This window comes from Providencia sp. PROV208 (genome assembly GCF_028479465.1).
Lineage (GTDB): Bacteria > Pseudomonadota > Gammaproteobacteria > Enterobacterales > Enterobacteriaceae > Providencia > Providencia alcalifaciens.
This window is the reverse complement of sequence record NZ_JAMPNS010000003.1, coordinates 202,686-215,277: the sequence shown is the minus strand read 5'-3', so window position 1 is coordinate 215,277 and position 12,592 is coordinate 202,686. Positions and strand designations below refer to the sequence as shown.

The following is a 12,592-nucleotide window of genomic DNA, read 5'->3' as shown; positions in this document are numbered from 1 at the left end:
TTGTGGCACAGGATTATACTGTTGAACAATTGAACTATGGTCGTAAAGTTTATGACTTTATGCGCTGGGACAACGTTGCCTTTAGTATTTCTATCATTTTACTGATCGCTTCTTGTGTGATTATCGGTGTTAAAGGCTTTAACTGGGGACTTGATTTTACGGGCGGTACCGTCATTGAAATCAACCTTAGCCAGCCTGCTGATTTGGATAAAATTCGTGATAGCCTATCTAACTCGAATCATAAAGATCCATTAATCCAAAACTTTGGTAGCAGCCGTGACATCATGATCCGCTTACCACCTGTTGAAGGTGTAGCGGGTCAAGAAGTGGGTAAAGAGATCATTACTATCATCAATAAAAACGTTGATGAGCAAGCGACGGTTAAGCGTATTGAATTCGTGGGACCAAGTGTAGGTGCTGAGTTAGCACAAACAGGGGCACTAGCGTTATTAACGGCGCTGATCTGTATCCTGATTTACGTTGGTTTCCGTTTCGAATGGCGCTTGGCGGCAGGAGCTGTATTGGCGCTCGCTCATGACGTGGTGATCACATTAGGTATTCTGTCTCTATTTCATATTGAGATTGATATGACTATCGTGGCGTCATTGATGTCTGTTATTGGTTATTCCCTTAACGACAGCATCGTAGTTTCGGACCGTATCCGTGAAAATTTCCGTAAGATTCGTCGCGGTACGCCTTATGAAATTATGAACGTATCTCTGACTCAAACATTGAGCCGTACCATCATGACATCAGCAACAACCTTATTAGTGGTTCTGATGCTGTATCTGTTTGGTGGCGCAATGTTAGAAGGCTTCTCACTGGTTATGTTAATCGGTGTGACTATCGGTACGATTTCATCTATCTACGTAGCTTCTGCATTAGCACTGAAGATGGGTATGAAGCGTGAGCACTTGATTCAGGCGAAAGTCGAGAAAGAAGGTGCAGACCAAGAGTCTTTACTGCCTTAATTTTTGCGTAGTATAAAGCGTTGAGAGCACCTTGCGAGTTCTACTTGCAGGGTGTTTTTCATTTCAGGACTGAGTTACACTACCTACCCTATAAATAGAATCAGGAATTCCTATGCATTGCCCATTTTGCTCAGCTGTAGATACGAAAGTGATCGACTCGCGTCTGGTTGGTGAAGGCTCTCAAGTGCGCAGGCGCCGCCAATGTTTGGTGTGTCATGAACGCTTCACCACCTTTGAAGTGGCGGAACTTGTTATGCCTCGGGTAATTAAAAGTGACGACATACGCGAGCCCTTCGATGAAGAAAAACTCAACCGAGGTATGCTAAAAGCATTAGAAAAGCGTCCTGTCAGCTCTGATGCTATTGATCAAGCGATTATTTCTATTAAATCCCACCTACGTGCAACAGGCGAGCGTGAAGTACCTTCCAAGTTGATCGGTAATTTGGTGATGGATGAGCTCAAAAAACTCGATAAAGTAGCGTATATTCGTTTTGCTTCGGTTTATCGTAGCTTTGAGGATGTCCGTGAATTTGGCGAAGAAATTGCTAAGTTACAGGACTAATATTGATGCTTGAACAAGACCGTATTTACATGGCGCGAGCCTTTGAATTGGCAAAAGAAGGGCGCTTTACCACATCGCCGAATCCTAATGTGGGTTGCGTCATTGTCCGTGACGGCGAGATTGTGGGTGAAGGCTATCATCAAAAAGCGGGTGAGCCTCACGCTGAAGTGCATGCATTGCGTATAGCTGGAGATAAAGCAAAAGGTGCGACAGCCTATGTGACCCTTGAGCCTTGTAGCCATCACGGTCGTACTCCGCCTTGTGCGGAAGCTTTAATTAATGCCGGAATTAGTCGTGTTGTTGCCGCGATGCAAGATCCAAACCCACAAGTCGCTGGGCGAGGTTTATATATGCTCAATCAAGCGGGCATCGAAACGGCTAGTAATATTTTACTGGAAGAAGCTGAAGCACTTAACCGTGGCTTTTTAAAACGCATGCGTACCGCTTTTCCCTACATTCAATTAAAACTGGCAGCCTCGCTAGATGGCAAAACGGCTCTAGCGAATGGGGAAAGTAAATGGATCACAAGTCCTGCGGCGCGTAAAGATGTTCAGGTATTACGTGCTCAAGCGAGTGCGATTTTGAGTACCAGCAATACGGTTCTTGCGGATGATCCAGCTTTAACCGTACGTTGGAATGAGTTACCTGAGGATATTCAAGCAAAGTATCCAGAAGAGACGCTGCGTCAGCCAATTCGTATTGTGCTAGATCGCCATAATCGCGTTACCCCTGATCATAAAGTCACTCAGCTAGAGGGGGAATGTTGGTTAGTCCGCCCGACGCCAGACACAACAGTTACATGGCAAGGTGATGTTGAGCAACTCGCTATCCCTGCGGATGACAATGGTATCGATTTAGTCATCTTAATGATGCAATTAGCGAAGCGCAATGTGAATAGCATCTGGGTTGAAGCTGGGGCTAAACTGGCGGGTTCGCTATTGAAATTAGGCTTAGTTGATGAGCTAATTGTGTATATTGCACCGAAATTACTTGGGGATGCGGCACGTGGTTTAGTGAGCCTCCCTGAATTAAGCGCATTATCGGATGCGCCTAAATTTGAATTTACTGACGTTGAAAAAGTCGGTAGTGACCTTCGTGTAAGGTTGCGCCCTGTATGGTAAATGCGTTTTTTTTAGCTGTTTGCTGAAATTCACTCATACGATTACCTAAAGAATGTGATAAAATCCGCGCCCCGCGGGTTATAATTAATATTTGAGGAAGATTATGAACGTAATCAAAGGTGTTGTTGCTGCGCCAAAAGCGCGTGTTGCTATCGCTATCGCTCGTTTTAACAACTTTATTAATGATAGCCTGCTGGACGGTGCTGTTGACGCGTTAGAGCGTATTGGTCAAGTTGCTCAAGACAACATCACTGTTGTGTGGGTACCTGGTGCATATGAATTACCATTGACTGTAAAAGCACTGGTCGAAACCAAAAAATATGATGCAGTTATCGCATTAGGTACCGTTATTCGTGGCGGGACTGCTCACTTTGAATTTGTTGCTGGTGAGTGCAGCTCTGGGTTGTCTCAAGTTGCAATGAACAGCGAAGTTCCTGTGACTTTCGGTGTGTTAACCACTGAAAATATCGAACAAGCCATTGAGCGTGCAGGGACTAAAGCAGGTAACAAAGGTGCAGAAGCTGCACTGACTGCGCTCGAAATGATTAATGTGATTAAAGCTGTAAAAGGCAAATAATGCGCGTCATATTTCGGGCTCAATGAGCTCGGAATATGCTGTGTAGTTTTTTTATTTAAGGGGAATCTTGTGAAACCTGCTGCTCGTCGCCGCGCTCGTGAGTGTGCTGTACAGGCCATTTATTCATGGCAATTATCCGGTAATCCTATTGCCGAAGTGGAATATGAGTTTATTGCTGAACAGGACATGTCTGACGTTGACGTAAACTATTTCCGTGAATTAATTTCTGGTATTGCGAACAATGCCACGAAGCTGGATCAATTAATGTCACCTTACTTATCTCGTCAATTAGAGGAGTTAGGTCAAGTTGAGAAAGCAATTTTACGTGTCGCGATGTATGAACTAAGCTATAGACAAGATGTACCTTTCAAGGTTGCGATAAATGAAGGTATTGAATTAGCTAAAGTTTTTGGTGCTGAAGATAGCCATAAGTTTGTCAACGGTGTGTTAGATAAAGCAGCGCCTGTAGTACGTCGTAAGAAATAAACATAATCAGGTTCCCTCCTGTAATACGTGAGTCACAATGAGTAGGCTGGGTTCCAGTCTACTCTAGTACTTATGTCTGGTTTTTCAGTTTATTTAAAATCAGACATAGCGAAAATGGAAAATCTACCATGTCATATGGCGAATTTGACCTCATCGCACGTTTTTTTAATCGTCAACCTATAAACCGACGTGATGTTAATATCGGTATTGGCGATGATTGTGCGCTAATGACTATCCCCGAAAAACAGCAAATTGCTGTGAGTACTGACACCCTAGTTTCTGGTATTCATTTTTTACCCAATATCTCTCCTGCTGACCTTGCTTATAAATCTCTCGCCTCAAATTTAAGCGACCTCGCTGCAATGGGGGCGGATCCTGCTTGGGTTTCTTTAGCTATAACTTTACCAAGCGTGGATCATGAGTGGCTGCAATCCTTTAGTGATATGTTGTTTGAACAATTGAATTACTATGGTATGCAACTGATTGGCGGAGATACAACTCGGGGTCCAATGAGTTTAACGTATACCGTGCATGGTCTCGTACCTGCTGGAAAAGCATTAACGCGTTCCGGTGCACATAATGGTGACTGGATTTATGTTACCGGCACATTGGGAGATAGTGCTGCGGGATTAGCGATACTACAAGATAAATTGCATCCTGAAAATCGTGAACAGAAACAGTGGTTGGTTGGTCGTCATTTACGGCCACAACCTCGTATCTTGCAAGGTCAGGCCTTACGTAATCTTGCATCCTCTGCGATAGATATCTCTGATGGCTTAGTATCCGATCTTAACCATATACTCAAAGCCAGTGGTTGTGGCGCGAGAATTAATCTTGATGCTTTGCCACAGTCAGAAGCTTTAAAGGCGAACTGTTCCGTCGATCAAGCTCGAGTTTGGTCATTAAGTGGCGGTGAAGATTATGAACTCTGTTTTACGGTACCTGAAATGAATCGTGGTGCGTTAGAAGTCGCTTTAGCGCATACAGGGGCAGGCTTTACATGTATTGGTCAGATCAGACCACAATCTGAAGGGATCAGCTATTTTTGTGATAATCAAGCTGTTGAGGTTAATCTCAAAGGCTTTGATCATTTTGTTTAGGAAAATGTCCATGGCGACCACACAAGAAAAAGCAGCAGCAAAAAAACGATTGAATATGCGAAATCCGTGGCATTTGCTTGCTACAGGATTTGGTAGTGGTTTATCGCCAATTGTTCCTGGCACAATGGGATCATTAGCGGCTATTCCATTCTGGCTATTAATGAGTCATCTGCCGATGTGGAGCTGCTGGGTTATTATCGTGGTTGGGTTCTGGTTTGGATGTTGGATCTGCCAGCGTACTTCCGATGATATGAAGATTCATGACCATGGAAGTATTGTTTGGGATGAATTTATCGGTATGTGGATTACGCTCATGGCGATCCCTGTTGTCAGCGTTCAATGGGTGATTACTGGATTTTTAATTTTCCGTGTTTACGACATGTGGAAGCCTTGGCCAATCCGTATTTTTGATCGTCGAGTCAGTGGTGGATTTGGGATCATGATTGATGACATCATTGCTGCGATATTTGCTTATCTGACAATTTGGTTATTGGTCCATTATCAAGTGATGCCTTTCTAATTTTTCAATTAGCCTGTCACGATAATTGGTATTTTTAGATAATGAAAGCCCTAGTTAAATACTAGGGCTTTTTGATTAAGTTAAATTATTTTCACTTCGTTTTTGTGAATATAGTTAATTTTATTTTTTTTATTTGTAATAATTAATTTTACCGTGATTGTATTTTAATCATCATTTGTTTCAAAATGTAAAAACCAAGAATTAAATTTAACCTCTAAATAAGGGTATCTAATTTATTTTTTCTTTTTTTAGGAAAAACTAACTGAGCAAAATTCACGTATACGCGATATTATCTATGGATTTATTAATTATCTAATTGAACATAATTTCTATTACACATTGATATATAATTTATATCAACGTCATTAATATCATTAATGTCGAAGCTTGATAAGTAAAAATAGCGCATTGTTGAACTACTTAATTAAAAACACCAATAATATGTGTTTTTATTTTGAAATGGAAATTTACAAATTGTTACAACTGTAATTCTCTAAGTACATGTACCAATTAATATTCATCAAGTAATATGTTTAAAAATAACAAGCAAGAATTAATTTTTATAAAATGTACGTTATTTTTAGAAGAATTAAGTTTATCTATTTCGCTTGTTATTCTTTAAATAAAAAACCATTAAAAATTTTATTTTGATGAAGATTTATTTATCTCAATTTTATATTAATTATTATTAAGGGTTTATTATGTTTTTTAATAAAAAAAATCTAACCGTATTATTTATAGCGGCTGGCTTAGGTTTCTCGGGTGCGGCAATGTCTGCAACTAACGCACAGGTCACTGTCACTGGAAATATAGCTGCTGCAACGTGTGATTTAATCGTATCAAATACCGGTATTGATTTAGGTACTTTTATTTCTTCAGATATTAAAGCGGCAGGTGTTATTGCAGGTAGTACTCGTGCTTTCGATATGAGTTTATCGAACTGTGGTAAAGCATTCGATGGTAAAGACGGTAAATTTATACAAATGCACGCGAAAGGTACTGCTTTGGCTACAAATACCGCTTTATTTAATAACATCGATAAAGGAACTGTGGGGGTAGAAGTGACCGCAGATGGTAAACCAGTAAAACCAAATTCAACGATCCCATTAGAGAGTATTAAGACAGTTGCTCAAAATGGTTCAGCCGTGATCCCGATGACGGTGGCTCTGAATTCTACCATGCTTCAGCCGGGTTCTCAGCGTATTGAAGCGCCAATCACTTTCTCTGTTAGCTACGAGTAAGGTTTGCAGTGAAATGGCCGCTTTGTGCCATTTCACAATTTTATTCATGACTTAAAGATAAAAATGAAATTATTAACGTTACTACGCACATTACCAATTATTGTGACGCTATGTTTTATTCAGATAGACACGACTTGTGCGGCGGGTGTGGGGATTAATGCCACGAGAGTTATTTTCCCCCAAGATAGCCAATCTGTTCCCGTTACGCTTCGAAATACTACAGAGAAGGAAGAATATTTGGTTCAGGTTTATTTGACTAAAATAGCCAAAGGTGCGAGCCAAGACCAAACTTTAGATGTGCTTCCTCCTATGTTCTACCTGGCATCAAAACAACAGCGTGATGTTCGCTTAGTTGAAGGTGCTCAGGTTGCGGGATTACCTAAAGATCGTGAGTCTATCTTCTATTTTCACGCCAGAGCGATTGCGGCGAGTGAAAAAAATGGTGAGCTGCAAAAAACGTCAATGAAAGGTGACGTTAAAATCGCGTTAGAGAGTGTCATTAAAGTCTTTTACCGCCCAAAAAACCTGCCATTAACGGTAGAGCAAGCGCATAGCAGTCTGCTCTTTGAGGAAACAGCTAATGGGATCAACGTGGTTAATCCATCACCGTATTACATCACATTGTCATCATTGAGTGTGGGGGGACAAGCCGTTGCGTTAAACCCTGATCTGAACAACACCATGATTGCGCCTTTTGCCAGTATCAATTATTCACTGTCCGTGAAAAAAGGTAAAAAAGTGTGGGCAGTTATCAATGATCTTGGAGGAAGAAGTGAGTATTCACGACCGTAGCATTTATCAGCATCGATGGATGCTTCTCGCTGGCGTGTTTTCCATCATGATGATGCCTCTAGGGCATGCGGGTAACACCCTTGAGTTAATCGCTGAAATAGACAATGCGGGTGAGTGTGCAATTTCGGTGAGTCCCTCATTGATTGAGTTTAAAAGACGCCCATCAATCGGTGAGTTTGTTGCAAACGATGCCGTGGATTTACAGAGGTTAAGCTTGAAATATACGTGTACGGGCTATGAAACCAATGCGCGTCCTGAAGTCAACGTGACGGGAAGCACTGCAACAGATACCAACTTGTTTTTAACGGCAGATTCTACAGGCGCTAAAGGGGTTGGTTTTATGCTGAAAGAAGGTTCTGTAAAAGATCTTTCTGGGTATTACAACACAGGTAAAACCGTGGTGAATGGTGATTCAATATTCTTACCAGCTGACATTAATGAGGGAGAAACGCCGTTTACAGTCGGGTTTATCCGCCAAATTGGTAATAACACAGTGACAGCTGGTGCGGTGAAAGCGGCAATTCTGTTTACTGTTGTTATGCCATAACCGGAGGCGATGTGAGCAAATATTTCTATTTTCTTATGGTGCCACTGTGGGGATTTGCAGAAGGAATATTGGCTGCTCCAAATTCAGTCAGCATTAATTTTGATGCCCACTTATACCAGCGAACATGTGAGATCAATCTTTCTGAAAGCGTGATTGCTTATGGGAGAGTGAAACCTCAAACCATTGTCGATAATGATTCGGGAAAGAGTACAGCGCTTAATCGTAATGTCTCTTTAACCTTAGCAAACTGCTCCGGTCTTGGCACATTAAGTGGGAGCAAAGTGATTGTCACAGGTCCGACTCAAGTCATGAATGGTGAAACGTTATTTAAGGAGAGTGGTAGTTCAGGTGGAGTTGGTATTCGGCTAAAAGCGGGTGGACAAAATAAAGTTAGTGGTGATTCCGTCTGGGATTTATCCGCAACCCATAACCAAGGAAATCAAATCACTGTGGTGACTGCACTTTCATGCGGCAATTGCCAAAACGTTCAAAAAATTCAATTAGGCACATTTAAAGCCACCATGATGTTTACCATTTTAGCGTACTGAATAGTACGTGGGTTAATCACGCTTATTAATAATAAAAATAACGGAATAATTTTGAGTATGTTTAAGAAAACAGGATCCCTATTTTTTATTTTTCACTTATTTGTGCTGTTAATTAGCATTAATGTTAATTCAGCACAGGCTGGATTACGTCTAGAAAAAAGCCGTATTATTTGGAGTAATTCAGATACTCAGCAGTCAGTGACATTAACTAACGACAGCGATGATATTTATTTAATTCAATCAGGCATATTTAATACGCCTACTGGAACCCAAGAATCCTCATTATTTTCTGTTATTCCACCATTGTATCGTTTGGATGCGAATAAACAGCAAACGATGAAAGTGCTATTACAAACTTCACCCGACTCATTACCTCAAGATAGAGAATCTATTTTCTATTTTAGCGTGATTGCGATCCCCGGTGTTTCACCGGAATTAACGGAAGATGCTGCAGCACAATTATCTATTGGCACACGCTTAGTGATTAAACTGTTTTACCGTCCTGTTGAGTTTGCCCAATCTCTTGATTTTGCGGTGGCAAATGTGCAATTTCACGCATTATCTCACGGTTTATGTGTTGCGAATCACTCGCCATATTTCATTACGCTCAGTGACGTTAGGGTGGGAAATCGTATATTTCCTCAGCTAGCCGGAACGATGCTTTCGCCTTTTAGCCAACAAAAATTAGCGATTTCAGACTCGATTTCGGTGCAAGCCCCAATGCGTTGGCAAGCAATTAATGATTATGGGGGTGACACTGTACTTTATTCAGGTTCTGTGAAGGATAACAAGGAGCAGTTATGTCAGTAATAAAATTATTGTACGGTCTTGTTTTTATGCTGCTGCTGAACCATGCCTTTGCCTCAGAGATTAACGAAGGATTTCATTTTTCTCCAGAACGGTTGGTTTATTTGGAAAGTAATCCCAAAGGTATTTCCACAGGTTTACAGAATGGCACGTCAAAAGCAGCATTGATTCAGGCACAAATCATCCCGACGGATAGTCAAAGCGGCTTGCCTGTCGTTGAGCATTTGGGGAAGAGCCATGATGCTTTTTTAATTACGCCGCCATTACATAAATTAGGGATTAATGAGCGTTTTAATTGGCGTATTCAACGTGTAAATGAAGGAAAACTGGCAACGGACAGGGAAACGGTTTTTTACGTTGCTTTAAAGGTTATCCCAGAATCAGAATCGAATCATCAGGCGCCATCGCAGTTTATTCTGGCACCAACTATTTATTTAAAAATGTTATATCGTCCAAGGCAAATTGACGCGTTACGTTTAGATTCTCAAACTGAAAAATTAGACGTAGTTGTGCAAGGCAATAAGGTCATCATTAATAATCCGACACCATTATCCATGACATTAGCGACATTATCGGTAGGGGATTATGACGTACCGGTAGAAAAATTTACTCATGGGATAGCCCCTTTTGGAAAACAGGTAATTGACCTAGATAAGTCCGTCTCTGGCACGGTTACATGGCGAATATTGAACGAATACAGTATCCCGACAAAGCTGGAAGTAAGGGGCGCCAATGAATCTTAAAATGCACAAGATGCCTTTTGCCATTACCCGGATAGCTTTTGCGCTAGCATGCTGTTTATCAGCCGGTAATGTCTTGGCTGAGCCTTATTTTGATCCGACGCTATTGAACTTGCCAGAGGGAACCCGTGTAGACAGCATTGATCTGTCGGCATTTACACGTTCTGAATCAGTGACGGCAGGTCGTTATGTGGTCACCTTGCGAATTAACAAGGAAGATCAAGGGCAGAAAGAGATCCATTTCTCTGCGGATGAGCAGGGCAATATTGTACCTGAAATCACGCCAGCCTTATTGGATGAATATGGGGTTAATGTGGATAGCATACCGACATTGAAATCTTTGCCTAAGGATGAGCCGATCCTTTCTTTAAAAGAGGCACTGCCTGATTCTCAAATCCAGTTTGATGTCGCTAAGCTGGATTTGAATATCAATATTCCACAAGTTGCTATGCGCCATAAAGCACGCGGAGCGGTAGATCCTAGCTTGTTAGATCAGGGGATCACGGCATTGCTCTTTAACTATCAGCTGAATGGTAGCAAACAAAAGTTTAGTGGTTCCCAAATCAGCGGTAAAAACACAGTGAATTCCTTGTACGCCAATATGAGCGGTGGGCTTAACATTGCGGCATGGCGCTTACGTTCTAATTTTTTATATATGGAAAATAAGTCGAAGCACAGTGGGTATAGCACTCACCATCGGGAAAGTAAATTTTCACGCACCATCCTTTCTCGAGATATTCAGCGCCTAGGCTCTGAGTTGGTGGTGGGTGAAACCAGTACGCTGAATGATGTGTTTGATAGCGTTCCATTTAAAGGCATTCGTTTATTGTCTAACGAACAAATGCTCTCAAGAGGGGAGCGTGGATTTGCACCGGAGATTCGCGGTGTCGCGATGTCGAACTCACGAATTATCATCAGGCAAAACGGCAATATTATTTACCAAACCTATGTGGCTCCGGGACCGTTTGTGATTAATGACATTTATCCGACAGGAGCTGCAGGAGACTTAGAGGTTTCTATTCAAGAGGAAGACGGTTCTACACGTGTATTTACGCAAGCGTTCTCTTCTCTGCCCGTTATGCAGCGTGTCGGTGGCTTAAAATATGAAATTGCTGCGGGTCAGTATGATGGAGGGATCACGGACGGCTCTAAAGAGCAGCATTTCATGATGGGAACACTGATTTATGGGTTGCCAAAAGCTATCACGGTTTACACCGGATTATTAGGGGCGAATAACTACTGGAGTGGAATGATCGGGACAGGGATTTCATTGGGCGCATTTGGTGCGCTTTCTATGGATATGACGCACGCTCAAACCACGATTTTTAATGAACGTAAACAAGGTCAATCTTTTCGTGTTCGCTATTCTAAAAACCTATCGGAAAGTGGGACATCTGTGGATTTAACAGCACTACGTTATTCGACGAAAGAGTATTACAGCTTTGCAGATTTCAACCAAGCTGGATACCAATTAAAGGAAAACGTCGCACCGTGGCTTAATGGTCGCCAGCGCAGTAGCTTTCAAACATATATCAACCAGTCATTAGGCAAGTGGGGTTCTATTTACTTACGTGGGATGCGCAGTGATTACTGGGGGAAAGCGGATACGGTCACGACACTGGGTCTGGGTTATAACAGTTTTTATCGTGGCGTTAGCTACGGTATTGATTACAGCATCAGCCGTACTGAAGGTAATGGAAATTGGCCTGAAAATAAGCAAGTGAGTGTGAACATGAGCATTCCGTTCAGTATTTTCAGTGGCCACAAAAGTATTGAGAACATTAACAGCACTTTTCAAGTCAGCCATGATAATACTGGGCGTACTTATCAGCAGGTCGGGATTAATGGTCAGTTGCTAGAAAATAAACTTAATTATCAGTTGACTGAGAGTGGCGATAACCAAGATCAGAGCATGATGAGCTCGTTAAGTTTGGGCTATCAAGGTAGTAAAGGATACCTCGGTGGTGGATACAGCTATGGTCGTGATAGCCAACTCATGTATGCCAACGCGTCAGGTGGCATGATTATTCACGCCGGTGGCGTCTCTTTGAGCCAATATATAGGAAATTCAGCTGCGGTAGTGTATGCCCCTGATGCAGCAGGAACAAAAGTCAATAACGGCTCAACAGTCATTGATTTGAATGGTTACGGTGTACTCCCTCATTTGTCGGATTATGCACAAAACATCGCAAGTTTAGATGTGCATACACTGCCTGAAAACGTAGAGAGTAAAGAAAATGCGTTGAACCTCTATCCAACAAAAGGTGCGATTGTGAGTGCTCATTTTAAAACATTAAAAGGCTATCAAGCCATGATCACCCTACAGCAGCCGCACAATGTACCGATGGGTGCTATTGCATCGCTTCACCAAAATGAGGCTGCAGAAGAGGCTATCATCTCTGGCATTGTCAGTGATAACGGACGGGTTTATTTAAGCGGATTACCCGAGTCAGGACAGTTGGTGATTAAGTGGGGCAAAAGTGGCTCCGAGCGTTGTGAAGCGCCTTTTGAAATGGAGAAATCCGTTGAGAACGCGTATTCATCGTTACGTAATTTAACGCTGTTATGCCATTAAGTGGG

Annotated in this window: 14 protein-coding genes; all 14 read left to right on the top strand. The window is 41.9% G+C overall.

Annotated elements, in window-relative coordinates; genetic code table 11:
* Window positions 1–2: 2 nt before the first annotated feature.
* Complete coding sequence (gene secF / locus PR766_RS02820; protein WP_006662793.1) at window positions 3–971, top strand: protein translocase subunit SecF; 969 nt, start codon at window positions 3–5, stop codon at window positions 969–971.
* Between the two features lie 112 nt (window positions 972–1,083).
* Window positions 1,084–1,533: a transcriptional regulator NrdR gene (nrdR, locus tag PR766_RS02815; RefSeq protein WP_006662792.1), complete on the top strand. Its 450-nt coding sequence runs from the start codon at window positions 1,084–1,086 to the stop codon at window positions 1,531–1,533.
* Between the two features lie 5 nt (window positions 1,534–1,538).
* The gene (gene ribD / locus PR766_RS02810; protein ID WP_154636326.1) at window positions 1,539–2,654 is read left to right on the top strand and encodes a bifunctional diaminohydroxyphosphoribosylaminopyrimidine deaminase/5-amino-6-(5-phosphoribosylamino)uracil reductase RibD; all 1,116 of its coding nucleotides are present in this window, start codon (window positions 1,539–1,541) and stop codon (window positions 2,652–2,654) included.
* Window positions 2,655–2,757: 103 nt separating this feature from the next.
* Window positions 2,758–3,231 (top strand): 6,7-dimethyl-8-ribityllumazine synthase, encoded by a 474-nt coding sequence (ribH, locus tag PR766_RS02805; RefSeq protein ID WP_006657188.1) that lies wholly within the window; start codon window positions 2,758–2,760, stop codon window positions 3,229–3,231.
* A gap of 69 nt (window positions 3,232–3,300) precedes the next feature.
* Window positions 3,301–3,717: a transcription antitermination factor NusB gene (gene nusB / locus PR766_RS02800; RefSeq protein ID WP_006657189.1), complete on the top strand. Its 417-nt coding sequence runs from the start codon at window positions 3,301–3,303 to the stop codon at window positions 3,715–3,717.
* A 128-nt stretch (window positions 3,718–3,845) separates the two neighbouring features.
* Complete coding sequence (thiL, locus tag PR766_RS02795; RefSeq protein WP_036978364.1) at window positions 3,846–4,817, top strand: thiamine-phosphate kinase; 972 nt, start codon at window positions 3,846–3,848, stop codon at window positions 4,815–4,817.
* A gap of 10 nt (window positions 4,818–4,827) precedes the next feature.
* Entirely contained in the window at window positions 4,828–5,337 is a 510-nt protein-coding gene (gene pgpA, locus PR766_RS02790) for a phosphatidylglycerophosphatase A (protein ID WP_006657191.1), read from the top strand.
* Between the two features lie 701 nt (window positions 5,338–6,038).
* Window positions 6,039–6,578, top strand: coding sequence for a fimbrial protein (locus PR766_RS02785; protein ID WP_154636327.1), 540 nt, complete (start codon window positions 6,039–6,041; stop codon window positions 6,576–6,578).
* A 63-nt stretch (window positions 6,579–6,641) separates the two neighbouring features.
* Window positions 6,642–7,370: a fimbrial biogenesis chaperone gene (locus tag PR766_RS02780; protein WP_154632833.1), complete on the top strand. Its 729-nt coding sequence runs from the start codon at window positions 6,642–6,644 to the stop codon at window positions 7,368–7,370.
* A complete protein-coding gene (locus tag PR766_RS02775; RefSeq protein ID WP_230086826.1) occupies window positions 7,351–7,917 on the top strand; it encodes a fimbrial protein in 567 nt (188 codons plus the stop codon). Before PR766_RS02780 ends, PR766_RS02775 begins: the two co-directional genes overlap by 20 nt.
* Window positions 7,918–7,928: 11 nt before the next feature.
* Window positions 7,929–8,465 (top strand): fimbrial protein, encoded by a 537-nt coding sequence (locus PR766_RS02770; protein ID WP_224050823.1) that lies wholly within the window; start codon window positions 7,929–7,931, stop codon window positions 8,463–8,465.
* Window positions 8,466–8,522: 57 nt separating this feature from the next.
* Entirely contained in the window at window positions 8,523–9,275 is a 753-nt protein-coding gene (locus PR766_RS02765) for a fimbrial biogenesis chaperone (protein WP_154630317.1), read from the top strand.
* Complete coding sequence (locus PR766_RS02760; RefSeq protein ID WP_154632831.1) at window positions 9,266–10,015, top strand: fimbrial biogenesis chaperone; 750 nt, start codon at window positions 9,266–9,268, stop codon at window positions 10,013–10,015. Before PR766_RS02765 ends, PR766_RS02760 begins: the two co-directional genes overlap by 10 nt.
* Window positions 10,005–12,587: a fimbria/pilus outer membrane usher protein gene (locus PR766_RS02755; RefSeq protein WP_154636329.1), complete on the top strand. Its 2,583-nt coding sequence runs from the start codon at window positions 10,005–10,007 to the stop codon at window positions 12,585–12,587. The genes PR766_RS02760 and PR766_RS02755 overlap by 11 nt, the downstream gene beginning before the upstream one ends.
* Window positions 12,588–12,592: the final 5 nt, after the last annotated feature.

Coding starts and splice junctions, on each gene's coding strand:
- PR766_RS02760 (WP_154632831.1), top strand. CDS start 9,266: ATGTCAGTAATAAAATTATTGTACGGTCTTGTTTTTATGCTGCTGCTG.
- PR766_RS02755 (WP_154636329.1), top strand. CDS start 10,005: ATGAATCTTAAAATGCACAAGATGCCTTTTGCCATTACCCGGATAGCT.
- PR766_RS02765 (WP_154630317.1), top strand. CDS start 8,523: ATGTTTAAGAAAACAGGATCCCTATTTTTTATTTTTCACTTATTTGTG.
- nrdR (WP_006662792.1), top strand. CDS start 1,084: ATGCATTGCCCATTTTGCTCAGCTGTAGATACGAAAGTGATCGACTCG.
- PR766_RS02785 (WP_154636327.1), top strand. CDS start 6,039: ATGTTTTTTAATAAAAAAAATCTAACCGTATTATTTATAGCGGCTGGC.
- ribD (WP_154636326.1), top strand. CDS start 1,539: ATGCTTGAACAAGACCGTATTTACATGGCGCGAGCCTTTGAATTGGCA.
- PR766_RS02780 (WP_154632833.1), top strand. CDS start 6,642: ATGAAATTATTAACGTTACTACGCACATTACCAATTATTGTGACGCTA.
- thiL (WP_036978364.1), top strand. CDS start 3,846: ATGTCATATGGCGAATTTGACCTCATCGCACGTTTTTTTAATCGTCAA.
- pgpA (WP_006657191.1), top strand. CDS start 4,828: ATGGCGACCACACAAGAAAAAGCAGCAGCAAAAAAACGATTGAATATG.
- ribH (WP_006657188.1), top strand. CDS start 2,758: ATGAACGTAATCAAAGGTGTTGTTGCTGCGCCAAAAGCGCGTGTTGCT.